The sequence below is a fragment of the Rhodoferax sp. ZS1R25 genome, from assembly GCF_056521335.1.
Map to the genome: position 1 here is coordinate 2,250,041 of NZ_JBWMAZ010000001.1, position 16,208 is coordinate 2,266,248.

16 protein-coding genes are annotated in these 16,208 nt (G+C 63.0%); 6 read left to right on the forward strand and 10 right to left on the reverse strand.

Going from position 1 to position 16,208, the window contains the following annotated elements; translation table 11 throughout:
* Positions 1–60: 60 nt before the first annotated feature.
* Positions 61–3,627, forward strand: a complete 3,567-nt coding sequence (dnaE, locus tag AC097R_RS10700; RefSeq protein ID WP_479598060.1) for a DNA polymerase III subunit alpha — start codon at positions 61–63, stop codon at positions 3,625–3,627.
* A gap of 73 nt (positions 3,628–3,700) precedes the next feature.
* On the opposite strand, the gene AC097R_RS10705 is transcribed toward dnaE, so the two are convergent.
* The 10 genes from AC097R_RS10705 to AC097R_RS10750 form a co-directional block, all read right to left on the reverse strand.
* Positions 3,701–4,657 (reverse strand): energy transducer TonB, encoded by a 957-nt coding sequence (locus tag AC097R_RS10705; protein ID WP_479598061.1) that lies wholly within the window; start codon positions 4,655–4,657, stop codon positions 3,701–3,703.
* Between the two features lie 10 nt (positions 4,658–4,667).
* Entirely contained in the window at positions 4,668–5,102 is a 435-nt protein-coding gene (locus tag AC097R_RS10710; RefSeq protein WP_479598062.1) for an ExbD/TolR family protein, read from the reverse strand.
* Positions 5,103–5,124: 22 nt separating this feature from the next.
* A complete protein-coding gene (gene tolQ / locus AC097R_RS10715) occupies positions 5,125–5,817 on the reverse strand; it encodes a protein TolQ (protein WP_479598063.1) in 693 nt (230 codons plus the stop codon).
* Between the two features lie 21 nt (positions 5,818–5,838).
* The gene (locus AC097R_RS10720; protein ID WP_479598064.1) at positions 5,839–7,020 is read right to left on the reverse strand and encodes a pyridoxal phosphate-dependent aminotransferase; all 1,182 of its coding nucleotides are present in this window, start codon (positions 7,018–7,020) and stop codon (positions 5,839–5,841) included.
* Between the two features lie 16 nt (positions 7,021–7,036).
* Positions 7,037–7,579 (reverse strand): transcription antitermination factor NusB, encoded by a 543-nt coding sequence (gene nusB / locus AC097R_RS10725; protein WP_479598065.1) that lies wholly within the window; start codon positions 7,577–7,579, stop codon positions 7,037–7,039.
* Positions 7,579–8,046: a 6,7-dimethyl-8-ribityllumazine synthase gene (ribH, locus tag AC097R_RS10730; protein WP_477887322.1), complete on the reverse strand. Its 468-nt coding sequence runs from the start codon at positions 8,044–8,046 to the stop codon at positions 7,579–7,581. Before ribH ends, nusB begins: the two co-directional genes overlap by 1 nt.
* A 56-nt stretch (positions 8,047–8,102) precedes the next feature.
* Entirely contained in the window at positions 8,103–9,218 is a 1,116-nt protein-coding gene (ribBA, locus tag AC097R_RS10735) for a bifunctional 3,4-dihydroxy-2-butanone-4-phosphate synthase/GTP cyclohydrolase II (RefSeq protein WP_479598066.1), read from the reverse strand.
* Between the two features lie 102 nt (positions 9,219–9,320).
* Entirely contained in the window at positions 9,321–9,725 is a 405-nt protein-coding gene (locus AC097R_RS10740) for an RNA-binding S4 domain-containing protein (protein WP_479598067.1), read from the reverse strand.
* 10 nt (positions 9,726–9,735) lie between these two features.
* Positions 9,736–11,160, reverse strand: coding sequence for a sensor histidine kinase (locus AC097R_RS10745; RefSeq protein WP_479598068.1), 1,425 nt, complete (start codon positions 11,158–11,160; stop codon positions 9,736–9,738).
* A 1-nt stretch (position 11,161) separates the two neighbouring features.
* On the reverse strand, positions 11,162–11,839 hold the full coding sequence (locus AC097R_RS10750; RefSeq protein WP_479598069.1) for a response regulator: 678 nt from the start codon (positions 11,837–11,839) through the stop codon (positions 11,162–11,164).
* Positions 11,840–11,947: 108 nt separating this feature from the next.
* Between AC097R_RS10750 and AC097R_RS10755 the strand changes: the two genes are divergently transcribed.
* The 5 genes from AC097R_RS10755 to AC097R_RS10775 form a co-directional block, all read left to right on the forward strand.
* Complete coding sequence (locus AC097R_RS10755; protein WP_479598070.1) at positions 11,948–12,907, forward strand: Bug family tripartite tricarboxylate transporter substrate binding protein; 960 nt, start codon at positions 11,948–11,950, stop codon at positions 12,905–12,907.
* Positions 12,907–13,416, forward strand: a complete 510-nt coding sequence (locus AC097R_RS10760; RefSeq protein WP_479598071.1) for a tripartite tricarboxylate transporter TctB family protein — start codon at positions 12,907–12,909, stop codon at positions 13,414–13,416. The genes AC097R_RS10755 and AC097R_RS10760 overlap by 1 nt, the downstream gene beginning before the upstream one ends.
* On the forward strand, positions 13,416–14,921 hold the full coding sequence (locus AC097R_RS10765; protein WP_479598072.1) for a tripartite tricarboxylate transporter permease: 1,506 nt from the start codon (positions 13,416–13,418) through the stop codon (positions 14,919–14,921). The genes AC097R_RS10760 and AC097R_RS10765 overlap by 1 nt, the downstream gene beginning before the upstream one ends.
* An 89-nt stretch (positions 14,922–15,010) precedes the next feature.
* Positions 15,011–15,121: a glycogen/starch/alpha-glucan phosphorylase gene (locus AC097R_RS10770; protein WP_479598121.1), complete on the forward strand. Its 111-nt coding sequence runs from the start codon at positions 15,011–15,013 to the stop codon at positions 15,119–15,121.
* A 902-nt stretch (positions 15,122–16,023) separates the two neighbouring features.
* Positions 16,024–16,208: DUF6531 domain-containing protein (locus AC097R_RS10775; protein WP_479598073.1), on the forward strand; the 185-nt coding region annotated here is incomplete at its 3' end.

Here is a 16,208-nt window from a genome sequence, read left to right on the forward strand (position 1 = left end):
TATGGATGCAAGAGGGGGTTGCCCTGCCAATGGGTGGGCCTGCAAAACTACAATGAAGCCATGTTTATCCACCTGCGCCTTCACACCGAGTTCTCTGTTGTCGACTCCACCAACCGCATCGACGATGTGGTCAAGGTGGCCACCAAGGACAGCCAGCCGGCACTGGCCATCACCGATCTGAACAACCTGTTCGGCGCGATCAAGTTCTACAAGGCCGCGCGTGGCAAGGGCGTCAAGCCTTTGATCGGTGCGGAAGTCATTCTCGAAGGCCTGGGCACGGACCCCACAGCGGTGTCCCGCGTCATCCTGTTGGTGCAGAACAAGCAGGGCTACCTGAACATCTCGGAGCTGATTGCGCGCGCCTTTACGCAAAACGTGGTGAAGAACCAGGCCGTGGTGAAGATGGCCTGGCTCAAGGAATTGCACGAAGGCCTGATCTGCCTGGCCGGTGCGCAGGCCGGCCCGGTGGGCCAGGCGCTGGTGCAGGGCGACACGGCCCGCGCGTACGAGGCCGCCATGCAACTGGCCAGCGTGTTCCCGCACCGCTTTTACCTGGAGCTGCAGCGCGCAGGCCGCACCGACGACGAGTCCCATGTGGTCGCCGCGGTGCAACTGGCCGCACGCATGATGCTGCCCGTGGTCGCGACCCACCCGATCCAGTTCACCGAACCCGATGACTTTGAGGCGCACGAGGCGCGTGTCTGTATTGCCGATGGCGAGATCCTGAGCAACCCCAAGCGGGTGCGCCGCTTCACGCGTGAGCAGTACTTCAAGAGCGCTGCGCAGATGGAGGAGTTATTTGCCGACATTCCCTCGGCCATTGCCAACACGCTGGAGATTGCCAAGCGCTGCAGCCTGACGCTGGTGCTGGGCAAGAACTATTTGCCCGAGTTCCCCACGCCCCTGGTCAATGGCCAGCGCATGACGCCGGAAGAGTATTTCCGCTATGCCTCGTTTGAGGGTCTCAAGGACCGCATGGCGCACCTGTACCCCGACGCGGCCAAGCGCGAGGCCGAGATGCCGCGCTATGTGGCGCGTCTGGAGTTTGAGATCGGCACCATCCTGAAGATGGGCTTTCCCGGGTACTTTTTGATCGTGGGGGACTTCATCAACTGGGCCAAGAACAATGGCTGCCCCGTGGGGCCGGGCCGGGGTTCTGGTGCCGGCTCGCTGGTGGCCTATGCGCTCAAGATCACCGACCTCGATCCGCTGCAGTACAACCTGCTGTTCGAACGGTTCTTGAACCCCGAGCGGGTGTCCATGCCCGACTTCGACATCGACTTTTGCCAGACCAACCGCAACCTGGTGATCGACTACGTCAAGGCCAAGTACGGCAAGGACGCCGTGAGCCAGATTGCCACCTTCGGCACCATGGCCGCACGTGGCGTAATCCGCGACGTGGGCCGCGTGCTGGACATGCCGTATATGTTTTGCGATGGCATCAGCAAGCTCATCCCCAACAAGCCCGGCACCAACGTCACGCTGCAACTGCCGCCCACCGACGGCAAGAAGAACGACAAGTACATCTACGCCAGCGAGGCCGAGCCGATCCTGGCCGAGCGCGAAGCGAAAGAAGAAGACGTCAAGACCCTGCTGGAGATGGCGCGCAAGCTGGAGGGCATGACCCGCAACATCGGCATGCACGCCGGAGGCGTGTTGATTGCGCCCGGCAAGCTGACCGACTTCTGCCCGCTGTACCAGCAGCCCGGCAGCGAGTCCGCCGTGAGCCAGTACGACAAGGACGACGTGGAGGCCATTGGCCTGGTGAAGTTCGACTTCTTGGGCCTGGCTACGCTGACCATTCTGGAGATCGCGCGCGAGTTCATCATGAAGCGTCACGCGGGCCAGGAGAACTTTGCCTACGAGAACCTGCCCCTGGACGACGCGCGGGTGTACCGCCTGTTCAGCGAGGGCAAGACCGAGGCTGTGTTCCAGTTTGAAAGCGTGGGCATGCAGCGCATGCTGGTGGACGCCAAGCCCAGCCGGCTGGAAGACCTGATTGCGCTGAACGCGTTGTACCGCCCCGGCCCCATGGATCTGATCCCCAGCTTTGTGGCGCGCAAGCACGGCAAAGAAGTGATCGAGTACCCGCACCCGCTGGTAGCCGAGATGCTGTCCGAGACCTACGGCATCATGGTCTACCAGGAGCAGGTGATGCAGACCGCCCAGATTTTGGGCGGCTACTCGCTGGGCGGCGCCGACATGCTGCGCCGGGCCATGGGCAAGAAGAAGGCCGAGGAGATGGCCGAGCACCGCGCCATCTTCCGTGCGGGTGCTGCCAAGAACGACATCAGCGAGGAAAAGGCCGACGAGGTCTTCGACTTGATGGAGAAGTTCGCGGGCTACGGCTTCAACAAGTCGCACGCCGCTGCCTATTCACTCCTGGCATACCACACGGCCTGGATCAAGGTGCACTACACGGCCGAGTTCTTCTGCGCCAACATGACGGTGGAAATGGATGACACCGACAAGCTCAAGGTGCTGTTTGAAGACGCGGAGAAGATGGGCTTGAGCTTTGAGCCCCCCAATATCAACCGGGGTTTCCACCGTTTCGAGCCCATCTCGAACAAGGAAATCCGCTACGGCCTGGGCGCCATCAAAGGCACGGGCCAGCAAGCCATCGAGGCCATCGTGGCCGCCCGCGAAGGCCGCGGCCCCACCGAAGAGGCGGGGCCGTTCAAGAGCCTGTTTGACTTTGCACGCCGCGTGGACCGCAGCCGCCTGAACAAGCGCTGCGTGGAGGCTCTGATCAAGGCCGGCGCCTTTGACACGCTGCAGCTCAACCGTGCGGCCCTGGTGGAAAGCATAGACCGCGCGTTTGACTTTGCCGCGGCCAGCGCCGCCAATGCCAACCAGCACGGCCTGTTTGACATGGGGGGCGAGGATGACCATGGCTCCAGCACGCAGGAGCCGGATCTGATCGAGGTCATGCCATGGGGCGTGCGCGAACAGCTGACGCAGGAAAAGGCCGCGGTGGGCTTTTACCTCTCCGGCCATCTGTTTGACGAGATGGCGCTGGAGGTCCGTCGTTTTGCCAAGCGGCCCATTGAGGAAGTGCTGGAAACCCGCGAACCGCAGATCCTGGCCGGCATCATCAGTGGCTTTCGGGTCATCAACGGCAACCGCGGCAAGGTGGGCATCTTCTCGCTGGATGACAAGTCCGCCGCGATCGAGGCCACCGCCGATGAGACTTTGTTGACCACCTACCGCAACCTGCTGCAGGACGACACCCTGGTCATCGTCAGCGGCCGTTTGCAGCAGGGGCGAAATGGCTTTGCCGCGCGCTTTGTGGTGCAGCAGGTGTGGAGCCTGGAGCAGGCACGCTGCCGCTTTGGCAAGTACCTGCGCGTCTCGGTGCAGTTGGACGGCCAGCAGCGCGCCCCCGACGTGCCGGCCATGTTGCGTGAGTTTCCCGCCGAACGTGAAATGTCGGAGCAAGGTGAGCTGGTGCGTGGCCTGGCGGTGCGCCTGCAGGTGCAATGCGCGGCAGCCGATGGGGAGGACATTCCCGGTTCACTGGCCGAACTGCATTTGGGCGAGGCCGCCAAGTTCTTCCCCAGCGACGCCGCGCTGGCGGGCTGGCGGGCCCAAGCGTTCCAGGGTAAGGCAGTGATTGCCTACGATTGAGAGTGAAATAGGCTGCTGGCCCGCGTGGAATGTGCGCCAGTAGCTACAAAAATCGTAGCGACTTACGCAGACCTTAAGGTCCGCCGAGCAGAGTCTGTGGCGACAGCACAATGGTCAGGGGTGACCAAATCTTGCCATTGTCCGATGGCAGCCGTTCGGTCTTGTCGATGGCATTCAGGGCTGCGTTGTCCCAGGCCTTGTTGCCGCTGCCTTTGACAATGCGCCGGCTCAAAATGTCGCCGCCGGCGCTGAGTGAAACCTCAATCTCGGTGATGGGGTTGCCGGTGATGATGTCGGTGTAGGTAACGTTGGGTTTGATACGCGCAGCCACACGGCCCAGGTAGCTGGCACCCGGGCCTGCACTCTTGGCCGCAGAACCCGCCGCAGTAGCATCGCCACTACCGGCCAGCCCAGCCATGCGCTTCAGGTTTTGTTGGCGCAGGTCTTCCAGTTTCTGTGCTTCCGCCTTGGCCTGAGCGGCCTTTTGCTTGGCGGCGTCTGCGGTCTTGGTTTTGTCCGCCTTGTCTTTCTCAGCCTTGTCGCGCGCCAGCTTTTCTTTGGCGTCTTTCTCTTTCGCGTCCTTGGCCTTCTGGAGTTTGTCTTTCTCCAGTTTGTCCTTTTCCAACTTTTCCTTTTGCTGCTTCTCCTGCAGCTTGCGGTCCAGCTCCAGCTTCTGCTGTTCTTTTTCCTTCTGCACGCGCGCCTTTTCCTTGGCCAGTGCAATGTCGGCCTGGCTGGGCGCATCGGGCGGCGGGGCGGGGCGTGGTGCTGGCGGCACCACAGGCAACGGGGGCGCGGGTTCCGGATCCGGGCCCGCCTGGGGTTCGGGCGGTGGTGGTGCGGCCTCTACGGGAATATTGGCCCACAGCTCCGCTTCTACCGTGGTGGGTGGGGTTTCGCGTTTCCAGGCCACGCCCACGGCCAGAATGAACACCAGCACCAAATGCGCGGCAATGGCCAGCGCCAGTGCACGCAGCATGCCCGGCGTGTGCGGAGGCGCAAATTCCAGGTGTTGGCGGCTGGGCTGCATCGTCCGCGGCTTAGTTGGCCAGTTGCACCGACAGGCCCACGCGCTGGATGCCCGCGCGCTGCAGCGTGTCCATCACCTGGACCACGCTCTCGTACTTCACGGCCTTATCGGCGCTGATGACCACGGCGGAGCCTGCGGCGGCCACGCTGTCCTTGGCGCCCTGAGCGCGCTTCACGGCGGCGGCTAGCTCTTTGAGCACCAGCGGTGTGGTTTGCTCTTTCACCTTCATCTCAAGCTTGTCATCTTTGCCAATCACGATCTGGATGACCTGGTCAGGCTGACGCGACGCTTTGCCCACGCTGGGCAGGTCAATCACGCTGGGGGTGATCAGCGGGGCGGTCACCATGAAGATGATCAAGAGCACCAGCATCACGTCGATGAAGGGCACCATATTGATCTCGTTGATGGTGCGGCGGCCTCGGCCGCGACCGGCTACAGCGGGCATGGGTTCGTGCTCCTGGCGTGGGTTAGCGGGGGGCCGTGCCCTGGGCGCTCACGTTGCGCTGCAGGATGTTGGAAAACTCTTCGATGAAGGTTTCCTGGTGGATGGAGATGCGGTCGAGGTCGCGGGCAAAGCGGTTGTACGCCACCACGGCGGGGATGGCGGCAAACAGGCCAATGGCGGTGGCCACCAGCGCCTCGGCAATGCCAGGGGCCACGGTGGACAGCGTCACCTGCTGCAGCGATGCCAAGCCGGTGAACGCATGCATGATGCCCCACACGGTGCCAAACAGGCCCACATAGGGAGAGACGGAGCCCACGGAAGCGAGGAAAGACAGGTTGCTCTCCACCTCGTCCATTTCACGCTGGAAGCTGGCGCGCATTGCGCGGCGGGCGCCGTCCATCAGTGTGCCCACGTCGGTGATGCGGCGTTCGCGCAGTTTCTGGAATTCGCGCATGCCGCTGGCAAAAATACGTTCCATCGGGCCGCCGTTCGCGGCGTTTTTGCTGGCGGTGGTGAACAGGTCGTTCAGGCTGGAGCCGGACCAGAAGTCGCGCTCAAAGGCTTCGTTCTGGGCCTTCACCCGGTTCAGCGCAAACAGCTTGCGGAAGATGGCGGCCCAGCTGGTGATGGACACCAGCATCAGCAGCAGCATGACGGCTTGCACCACGATGCTGGCGTTGAGTACCAAATGGAGAATGGAGAGGTCTTGGTTCATCGTGGTCGCGGCGTGAGGGGGTCAAAGCATCGCACGGATGCGGGCAATCGCTGTTTCCAATTGTTTCATCGAACTGGCGGTGGAGAAGCGCACAAACTGTGCCGTTTGCGCAGTACCAAAGTCTCGCCCTGGGGTGGTGGCCACGTGGGCGCGGTTCATCACTTCAAAGGCAAAGTCCCAGCTGTCCTTGATCCCCAGCTTGCGGCAAAGTTCCGAGCAATCTGCCCAAGCGTAAAACGCGCCGTCGGGCATCACAGGCACTGTCAGGCCCAAGTCATTGAGCGCAGGGATGAAGTAGTCGCGTCGCGCCTTGAACTCGGCACGGCGTTGCTCGTACAGCGCAATGCTGGCGTCTTCAAAGCAGGCCAGCGCGGCGTGCTGCGCGATGGTGCTGGGGCAGATGAAGAGGTTTTGCGCCAGGCGCTCCACCACGGGCACCAGCACCTCGGGCACCACCATCCAGCCCAGGCGCCAGCCGGTCATGTTGAAGTACTTGCTGAAGCTGTTGATGCTGATGATGTTGTCGTCCAGCGCCAGCGCGGTTTGGCCGAACTGGGCGTCATGGCTCAGCGCTAGGTAGATTTCGTCCACCAGCGTGATGCCGCCTTTGGCCTGCACCACCTGGTGAATGCGGCGCAACTCATCAGGGTGGATGGACGTGCCGGTGGGGTTAGACGGCGAAGCCAGCAGCACGCCGCGCGTGCGCGGGGCCCAGGCCGCCTCCACCTTGGCGGCGCTGAGCTGAAAGCGCTCCGCGGCGGCGGTGGGGATCAGCACCGCCTTGCCTTCCGCCGCGCTGACAAAGTGGCGGTTGCAGGGGTAGCTGGGGTCGGGCATCAAAATCTCGTCGCCCGACTCGATCAACGCCAGACAGGCCAGGTGCAACGCAGCAGATGCTCCGGCCGTGACCACAATGCGGCTGGCGGGCACCTGCACGCCAAAGCGGCTGGCGTACCAGGCGCTGATGCGCTCGCGCAGCTGGGGCAGGCCGGTGGCCTGGGTGTATTGGGAATGGCCGTTGTGCACCGCGCGCTGAGCGGCTTCTTGCACCAAGGGCGGGGCGGTGAAGTCAGGCTCGCCGATGTTCAGGAACACCATGGGCGCATCGGTGTGCGCCACCTGGGCGGCCAGGGCCGAAGCGGCCTTGGCCACCTCCATCACATAAAACGGCTCAATGTTCTTTGCGCGGGACGATATCTGCATGGGTGCGGGCCGCCCACTAGGCCTTGCGGGGTTTCTTGGCCTTGTCGGCTTCCACTTCCAGGGTGCGCAGGCTCGGCGCCAGCCCGTTGAGCACACCGTTCACGTACTTGTGGCCATCGGTGCCGCCGAATTCCTTGGCCAGTTCCACGCATTCGTTGAGCACTACGCGCCATGGCACATCCAGGCAGTGCTGGAATTCGTAGACGCCGATCCACAGCACGGCACGCTCTACGGGCGAAATCTCGGCCAGCGGGCGGTCCAGCAGCGGAACAATCAGTGCATCGAGCTGGTCGGCTTGTTCTACACAGCCGTGCAGCAGGGCGTCAAAGTGGGCAGCGTCGGCCTTGCTGAAGCCGGCCAGGTCGCGCGTGAACGGATCAATCTCCTCCACGGTGTTGCGGCCAACCAGGCTTTGGTACAGGCCTTGGAGCGCAAATTCGCGCGCACGGGTGCGGTTGGATTTGCCGGCGGCCTTGCGCGCACCCGTAGCGGTGAGCCCGGTGCGGGACTGGCGGGGAGGGCGCTTGGCCGCGGCGGAGGAAGAAGGGGTGTCGCTCATTAAATGCTTTCCAGCAGGTTCGCCATTTCGACCGCCACGCGGGCTGCATCGCGGCCTTTTTCGTCTTGGCGGGCAATGGCTTGGGGCATGTCTTCGGTGGTCAAAATTGCATTCGCGATGGGCAACTGGTAGTCCAGCGCCAGGCGGGTTACCGCCGCACCGGATTCGTTGGCCACCAGCTCAAAGTGGTAGGTCTCGCCGCGGATGATGCAGCCCAGGGCGATCAGCGCGTCGTACTTGCCTTTTTCGGCCAGGGCCTGCAGGGCCACAGGCACTTCCAGCGCGCCGGGCACGGTCACGTGGTCGATGTCTTTGTCGGAGACGCCCAGGGCGACCAGCTCGGCCTTGCAGGCCGCCGCCAATGCGTCGGTCACACTGGCGTTGAAACGTGCCTGCACGATGCCGATAGAGAGTTTTTTGCCGTTCAAACGGTCTTCGGCAGTGGTGCCTTTGTCTGCGCCAAACATGGTCAAGAATCCTTTCAAGTTGGGGACAGAGCTGAAGATCTGTCCCGCAAAGTCATTTATTTACAGATATAGCCGACGATTTCCAGGCCGTAGCCGGTCACGCTGGGCATGCGGCGGGGGCTGCCCATCAGTTGTACCTTGTGCACACCGCATTGCAGCAGGATCTGGGCGCCAATGCCATAGGTGCGCAGGTCGATGCGGCCGCGCTCGGGCGCTTGCGATGCACGGGCCGTGCCTTCAAACTGGGCCAGCAGCTGTTCGCCGGTTTCGCCGCAGTTCAGCAGCACCAGCACGCCCTTGCCTTCCTTGGCAATGTGGGCCAGCGCGGTGTCCAGGCTCCAGCTGTGCATGGAGCGGTTGATTTCCAGTGAGTCCAGCACCGATAGCGGCTCATGCACACGCGCCGGCACCACGGCGTCGGCCGTCCAGCTGCCCTTGACCAGCGCCAGGTGCACGCCCTGGCCGGTGGTATCACGGAAGGCGTGGGCGGTGAATTCGCCGTAGGCGGTTTGCAGCGGGCGCACGCCCAGCTTTTCGATCAGCGATTCGTTGCGGCTGCGGTGTTCGATCAGGTCGGCAATCGTGCCGATCTTCAGGCCATGCTCGGCCGCGAACAGCTGCAGGTCGGGCAGGCGGGCCATGGTGCCGTCGTCCTTCATGATCTCGCAGATCACAGCGGCGGGCGTGCAGCCGGCCATGGCCGACAGGTCGCAACCGGCTTCGGTGTGGCCGGCGCGCATGAGCACGCCGCCATCTACCGCCTGCAGCGGAAAGATGTGGCCGGGCTGGACGAGGTCGTTGGCCACGGCACCCTTGGCCACAGCGGCCTGCACGGTGCGGGCGCGGTCGGCAGCGGAGATGCCGGTGGTCACGCCCTCGGCGGCTTCAATGGAGACGGTGAAGGCGGTGCTGTGCTTGGTGCCGTTGCGGGTGGCCATGGGGGGGAGTTTGAGCAACTCGCAGCGCTCACGGGTCAGGGTCAGGCAGATCAGGCCACGGCCAAATTTGGCCATGAAGTTGATGGCATCGGCCGTTACATGGTCGGCCGCCAGGACCAAATCGCCCTCGTTTTCACGGTCTTCTTCGTCCACCAGAATCACCATGCGGCCCGCGCGCATGTCGGCAACGATGTCTTCAACCGGAGAAATGGAAACGGGGGAGAGGGCGGTCATGGGAAAACAGCTTTCATGGTGGGTGCTGCCAGCACGCTGGGCAGGCCAGGTGCGGCGGAACGCAATTATCGCCGCAATCCACCGGCTGGCGGCGCTGTAGGGTCAGGAGTCTATGGAGGCGCTCCAGCGCGAATTCCAGCCTTTTTGCAGCTCGCGCCGGTCTTTTTTTGTGGGGCGGCCGTGCGCGATGGCGTGGGCCGGTTCTGCCGCCAGGCGGTTGCGCTCGGTCATCTCCGTGCGCTTGGTCAGGCTCTCGGGCGTTTCTTCATAGAGCTGTTGCGCCACGGGGGCTGGGCCACGCTGGTCGCTGACCCCCTTGACCACCACGGTACGCGGGATTTTGGCCTGCCAGATGGTTAGCACATCGCCCGCCCGGATTTCCTTGGACGGCTTGATGTCGCGCTGCTCCATCTGCACGTGGCCTTTGTTGACTTCGTCGGTGGCCAGCGACCGGGTCTTGAAGAAGCGTGCGGCCCAAAGCCATTTGTCGATGCGGGTGGATTCCATGGTGTGGGCGTTAGTGTGAGGGCATGGGGTGGTACAGGGGCAGGCGCACGGTGGCATCCAGCCCGGTGAGCAGCCCGTGCTCGTAGCGGTTGGTCAGCTGGATGCTGCCGCCCAGGGCCTGGACCATCTCGCGCGTGATGGTCAGGCCCAGGCCGGAGCCCGAATGGGCGTGACCGGCCGCAAAGGGTTGGAACAGGCGCATGCGCAGTTCGTCGGAGATGCCTGGGCCGCTGTCGTGGATGGTCAGTTCCGCGGCATCCTCGACGAGCGCCATCTGCACACTCAGGCGCCCCCCATTGGGTGTCAGGCGCACCGCGTTGTGCAGCAGGTTGCGCGCCATTTCCCGCAGCATCCATTCGTGGGCATGCACCCGGCAGGGCACGGTGTGGATGTCAAAGTCCAGGTCTTTCTCGGCAATCAGGGGCGCCACATCGAGTGCCACGGCGCGCACGGCGTCCGACCAGTCCATGGGCGCAAAGTCCTGCTGCTGCTTGACCTGCTCCACCTTGGCCAGCGACAGCATTTGGTTGGCCAACTGGGTGGCGCGGTCCACGGTGACCTGAATTTCCTGCAAGGCCTCGTTCTGGCCCACGTCACCGCGCAGCGCGGACTGCACCTGCACCTTGAGCACGGCCAGAGGCGTGCGCAGCTGGTGGGCGGCGTCGCGTACAAAGCGCTTTTGGTGGTCCAGCAGGTGCTGCAGGCGTTGCATGACCTGGTTGGTGGCATCGGTCAGTGGGCGAATCTCGCGCGGCAGGTCTGACGCTTCCAACGGCGTCAGGTCGTCTTCGGAGCGCTGCTGCAGGTTGCTGCTCAGGCGCCGCACGGGCCGGGTGACGCGTTGCACCACGACCAGCACGACGGCGGTGATCACGGTGATCAGAATGGCCTGGCGCTGTAATGTGTCGACCAGAATCTGCCGCGCCAGCGTGCGTCGCAGCTCCAGCGTTTCGGCCACTTGCACCATGGCCATGGTGCGCTCGCGCCCACTGGCCACGGGTTGCAGCAGCACGGCCACGCGCACCGCGTCGCCACGGAAACTGTCGTCGTAAAAATCTACCAGCGCCGCATACGGTCCCTGGTTGGGCAAGGTGCCGTGCCAGGCGGTCAGGTCCGCGTCGCCGTCCACCCAGGCGCCTTTGGCGTCGGACACGCGGTAGACCATGCGGCTGCGATTGTCGGCCTCAAAGGCCTCCAGCGCCGAATACGGCACCAGCGCCCGCAGGCGCGCCTGACTGCCTTCGCCTTCTATGTCCAGCAGCTCGCCAATGGCCTTGGCCGAGGCCAGCAGGGTGCGGTCGTAGGCGGTGTTGACGGCGCTGAGTGCCTGGCGGTACAGGCTGATGGTGTCCACCACCACGAAGAGCAGGATGGGCAGCAAAATGCCTAGAAACAGGCTTCGGCGCAGCGACAAGCTGGTCGCGGGTCCGGCCATCTCAGGCGGCCACTTTCAGCAGGTAGCCCAGGCCGCGCAGTGTCACGAGCTGCACACCGGTAGCGCTGAGCTTTTTGCGCAGGCGGTAGACCACCACCTCGATCGCCTCGAACTGCACATCGGCCTCGCCCGGAAAAACCACTTCAAACAAACGCTCTTTGGGCACCGCGTGTCCGGGCCGGGCCATGAGCGCGGACGTCAGCGCCAGCTCGCGCGGGGTCAGGTCCAGCACTTCGTGCCGGTGGTAGATCGCGCCGCTGGTGCGGTCTAGCCGCAGGCTGCCCACCTGCTGCGCGTCACCCGCTGCGGTGGAGGCACCGCCATGGCGGCGGTGCAGGGCGCGCACGCGGGCTTCGAGTTCGTCCAGGTCAAAGGGTTTGGGCAGGTAGTCGTCGGCGCCAGCGTTCAGGCCCAGCACCTTGTCGCCCACGGTGCCGCGGGCGGTCAGTATCAGCACCGGTGTTTTCAGGCCGGCAGCGCGCGCGTCCTTGAGCACGTCCAGGCCATCGCGCCCGGGCAGACTCAGGTCCAGCACCACGACGTCGGGCTCCAGTGTTTGCCAAGCGGCCAGGGCCTGCGCACCATCGCTGCACACGTCCACCCGCAGCCGGGCACGCACCAGGCTGCGCTGCAGCGTGGTGTGCAGGGCGGCGTCGTCTTCAATCAGCAGCAGATGCATGGCAGGGGGGCGGGGCGAAAACTGGGGTTTTTACCTAGAAAAAAGGACAGCCGTTTGACAGGCTCACCACGCATCATAGGTGCTGTTATCACACAAAGGAGACTCCCCATGCGTCGCGATACCTTCCTCAAATCCATGGCCGTGCTGGCCGCTGCTGGTGCTTTGCCGCTGACCGCCCGTGCGGCCGCCAACCTGAAAATGATGATTCCCGCCAACCCCGGTGGTGGCTGGGATGGCACAGGCCGCGCCCTTGGCAAAGCCCTGCTGGAGGCCAAGGTGGCCGACACCGTGCAGTACGAGAACAAGGGTGGTGCGGCCGGAGTAATCGGCCTGGCCCAGTTTGTCAACGCCAGCAAGGGCGATGTGAACTCCGTCATGATTACTGGTGCGGTGATGGTGGGCGGCATCATCACCGGCAAGCCGGCCGTGTCCCTGGACAAGGCTACGCCGATTGCACGCATCACCAGCGAATACAACGTATTTGTGGTGCCCGCCGACTCCCCCCTGAAGACCATGAAGGACGTGGTCGCCCAGATGCAGAAGGACCCCGGCAGCGTGAAATGGGGCGGCGGTTCGCGCGGCTCCACCGAGCACATCTGTGCCTCCATGTTGGCCACCAAGGTGGGTGTGGACCCCAAGAAGGTGAACTACGTGGCCTTCCGTGGCGGCGGTGAAGCCACAGCGGCCGTGCTGGGCGGCAACGTGACGGTGGGTGGCAGTGGCTACAGCGAGTTTGCGGAGTACATCACCGCAGGCAAGATGCGCGCGATTGGCGTGACTTCGGAAAAGCGCTTGCCTGGCATCAACGTGCCGACCATGAAAGAGCAGGGCTTTGACGTGGTGTTGGGCAACTGGCGCGCCGTCTACGGAGCCCCCGGCATTACGCCCGAGCAGCGTGCCGAGCTGACCGACATGGTGGTCAAGGCCACCAAGTCCAAGTCCTGGGCCGAGTCGTTAGAAAAGAATGGTTGGACCCCCGCACTGTTGACCGGCAAGGCCTTTGACGATTTCGTGGACAACGAATTCGCCAGCCTGCGCGGAATCATGCACTTGTCGGGAATGGTCTGATGTTCCAAACCACCCAACTGCGCCAGCAGCTGCTGGTGGGGGCAGGCGTGCTAGTGCTGGCCGTGGGGCTGGCCATTGGCGCCTGGATCATCCCCTCGGAGGCCGGCTATGCCGGTATCGGGCCCGACTTTTTGCCCTGGCTCGTGTCGCTGGCCTTGCTGGCCTGCGGTGGTTTTTTGGTCTGGGAAGCGGCCACAGGCGGCTTTCGCGACATGGACGACGCCGAGGGAGGCGAAGCACCGTACTGGATGGGTTTTGTCTGGATGTCGGCAGGGCTGCTGCTCAACGCGGCGTTGATCACCACCATCGGTTTTGTCTTTAGCTGTGCGCTGTGCTTTGTGCTGGCGTCGCGCGGCATGCGCCAAGCGCAGGGCAAGACGGGCAGTGGCCTGCGTCCCTGGCTGCTGGACGGCGTGGTGGGGCTGCTGATCTCCGCCCCGGTGTACTGGATGTTTACCAAATTTCTGGCGATCAACTTGCCGGGTCTGACGCAAAGCGGGTGGCTGTGATGGATATCTGGAACCAACTTTTACAAGGCTTCATCACGGCGGGCACGCCGGTGAACCTGCTGTGGGCTTTTGTGGGCTGTGCCCTCGGCACCGCCGTGGGCGTGTTGCCCGGCATTGGCCCGGCCACCGCGGTGGCCATGCTGCTGCCCATCACCACGAAGGTGGATGCCACTGCATCGATGATCTTCTTTGCCGGTATTTACTACGGCGCGATGTACGGGGGCTCGACCACCTCCATCCTGCTCAACACGCCGGGTGAGACCGCCAGCATGGTCACGGCGATGGAGGGCAACAAGATGGCCAAAAGTGGCCGTGCCGGTGCGGCTCTGGCCACCTCGGCCATCGGCTCGTTTGTGGCGGGCACCATTGCCACCATCGTGGTCACGCTGTTTGCGCCTGTGGTGGCGGAGTACGCGGTCAAGCTCGGGCCACCGGAGTACTTTTGCCTGATGCTGCTGGCCTTCACCACGGTGAGCGCAGTGCTGGGTCAAAGCACGGTGCGTGGTCTGACGGCTTTGTTCATCGGGCTGGCGGCTGGCCTGATCGGCATGGACCAGATCACGGGCCAGGCGCGGTACACGGGCAATGTGCCGGAGCTGCTGGACGGTGTGGAAATCGTTCTCGTGGCGGTGGGCCTGTTTGCGGTGTCTGAGGCCCTGCACGCCGTGCTGTTTGAAGGCAAGGTGGTGGAGTCCGAGAACAAGATGAGCCGGGTCACCATGACCAAGAGTGACTGGAAGCGCTCCATCCCGGCGTGGATTCGTGGTACCGCCATCGGGGCGCCGTTTGGCTGTATCCCTGCGGGCGGCACCGAGATCCCGACTTTCCTGAGCTATGCCACCGAGAAAAAACTGGCCAAAGGCGAGAACCAAGCCGAGTTCGGCAGCAAGGGTGCCATCGAAGGCGTGGCCGGCCCCGAGGCCGCCAACAACGCCACGGTGACCACCGCGCTGATTCCGCTGCTGACCCTGGGCATTCCGGTGTCCAACACCACGGCCATCCTGCTGGGTGCGTTCCAAAACTACGGCATCCAGCCCGGCCCGCAGCTGTTCACCAGTTCGTCAGCCCTGGTGTGGGCGCTGATCGCCTCGCTCTACATCGGCAACGTGATGCTGCTGGTGCTGAACCTGCCGCTGGTCGGCCTGTGGGTCAAGCTGCTCAAGGTGCCCAAGGCCCAGTTGTACGCCGGCATCCTGATTTTTGCCACGGTGGGGACCTACGGCATGCGCCAAAGCGCGTTTGACCTGTTCCTGCTGTACGGCATTGGCGTGCTGGGTCTGGTGATGCGACGCTTTAGCTTCCCCACCGCACCCGTCATCGTGGGCATGATCCTGGGCCCCCTGGCCGAGGCGCAGTTGCGCAATGCGATGTCGATCGGCGAGGGCAGTGCCCTGATCTTCTTGCAGCGTCCCGTATCGCTGATCCTGCTGATCATCGTGCTGGCCGTGCTGGTGCTGCCGCGCGTGGCCAAGCACTTTGCGAAGAAGTCTGCGTTAGCCGCCTAAGCTCACGTTTAGGTATTGAAAGGAGCTGTAGCCCGCGTGGAATATGCGGGAGCAGCTCCTTTTTTCATAGTGGGTCTGGCGCCTGGGCCATCAAAGCCCTGCGCAACGTGGCGGCCATGGGCCCGTTTTCATCGGACCGGACGATTGGGGAGTACGCAGACAAGATTTGGCGCAGCAAGCCGCTGGAGCTGGCCAAGTAAGGTGTTTTGCGGGCAGTCAGAGGCGAATTGGAATGAAATCTGCCTCTGGCCCCCGTGTTCATTGCGCAGCTAGCTATCAATGTAGGAGTAATCTGGGATTCCCGCTGACTGTCAGCCAAACACCACACCAACGCACATTCACCCGCATGGGGGATAGTCGTGGTGCGTGCAGGGCTTCTATATTTGTCGCCTGTGGCTGAGCCGTAGAAGTTTAGGCTGAGCAAGCTGCTCTGTGACCGTATGTACTGCGAGTTGTTGGCCTAGCACCAATTCCTTGCCGCGCAGTTTTTCACATCACATAAAGTAGATGGTTCGAAGTAGTGCTGTCACCAAAGTTATTTATCAGGCCAATAAGAATGAGATGTATCGTCGCTGCCCTTTGCTTTTTTATGTTCGTCTCCAGTGCGATTGCAGACGTCCCAACGGTAAGCTCCGGAAAATTTGGTGTCTCGTTGGACACCCTAAATGGACCGGATCAGTACTACCCGTCCAGTGCATGGCCTGTCTCTGGAGGTTGGCAGGCCACACAAGGGGAGGCTTGCAAAGCGGCACTGGATGCCTACATTGCTCGCTTGCCGGCCACGTGGCAAGGACTTGTAGTCCAAGTTGGCAGTAACACCACGTCAACCAGTCGCCAATATGCTTGGGATTTTGGCGCGTATGGATGGGGGTACCCTGATGTCAACAACGGTACTTGTGGTCTTTATGCGTTTTATCCGGAGAATGCAGGAACTACTGCTTATTGGACCTCTATCACCTCCTACCCCCGAGGTATTTACACCCAGCCACAGTATTGTCCTGATGGTTCAACTCAGGTTGGGTCTGCATGTAAATGCAAGAGCGAGTTCTCTCAGGTTGGCGATGCCTGTGTCAAGAACACCCCCGCACAAGCAGAAACGTCTTTGGGCCAGCAGACCCAAGCCGGGATGTGCACCAAGGCCCCCATCCTCCCCGCCACTGGCGAGAAGTACTACACCCACAGCGACTACACCGACACCGGCCCGCATGCCTTAACCCTGACCCGCAGCTACCGCAGCCGCTGGTCCGTCTCAGGCGCTGCAGGCTTTGCCGCCAACCCCGGCTTGGG

What these genes read in the sequence shown, in the direction of transcription:
- ribH (WP_477887322.1), bottom strand. Translation starts at nt 8,046, where the DNA reads ATGTTTGGCGCAGACAAAGGCACCACTGCCGAAGACCGTTTGAACGGC.
- dnaE (WP_479598060.1), top strand. Translation starts at nt 61, where the DNA reads ATGTTTATCCACCTGCGCCTTCACACCGAGTTCTCTGTTGTCGACTCC.
- AC097R_RS10760 (WP_479598071.1), top strand. Translation starts at nt 12,907, where the DNA reads ATGTTCCAAACCACCCAACTGCGCCAGCAGCTGCTGGTGGGGGCAGGC.
- ribBA (WP_479598066.1), bottom strand. Translation starts at nt 9,218, where the DNA reads ATGACCGCCCTCTCCCCCGTTTCCATTTCTCCGGTTGAAGACATCGTT.
- AC097R_RS10710 (WP_479598062.1), bottom strand. Translation starts at nt 5,102, where the DNA reads ATGCCCGCTGTAGCCGGTCGCGGCCGAGGCCGCCGCACCATCAACGAG.
- AC097R_RS10755 (WP_479598070.1), top strand. Translation starts at nt 11,948, where the DNA reads ATGCGTCGCGATACCTTCCTCAAATCCATGGCCGTGCTGGCCGCTGCT.
- AC097R_RS10765 (WP_479598072.1), top strand. Translation starts at nt 13,416, where the DNA reads ATGGATATCTGGAACCAACTTTTACAAGGCTTCATCACGGCGGGCACG.
- AC097R_RS10720 (WP_479598064.1), bottom strand. Translation starts at nt 7,020, where the DNA reads ATGCAGATATCGTCCCGCGCAAAGAACATTGAGCCGTTTTATGTGATG.
- AC097R_RS10750 (WP_479598069.1), bottom strand. Translation starts at nt 11,839, where the DNA reads ATGCATCTGCTGCTGATTGAAGACGACGCCGCCCTGCACACCACGCTG.
- AC097R_RS10705 (WP_479598061.1), bottom strand. Translation starts at nt 4,657, where the DNA reads ATGCAGCCCAGCCGCCAACACCTGGAATTTGCGCCTCCGCACACGCCG.
- tolQ (WP_479598063.1), bottom strand. Translation starts at nt 5,817, where the DNA reads ATGAACCAAGACCTCTCCATTCTCCATTTGGTACTCAACGCCAGCATC.
- nusB (WP_479598065.1), bottom strand. Translation starts at nt 7,579, where the DNA reads ATGAGCGACACCCCTTCTTCCTCCGCCGCGGCCAAGCGCCCTCCCCGC.
- AC097R_RS10745 (WP_479598068.1), bottom strand. Translation starts at nt 11,160, where the DNA reads ATGGCCGGACCCGCGACCAGCTTGTCGCTGCGCCGAAGCCTGTTTCTA.
- AC097R_RS10740 (WP_479598067.1), bottom strand. Translation starts at nt 9,725, where the DNA reads ATGGAATCCACCCGCATCGACAAATGGCTTTGGGCCGCACGCTTCTTC.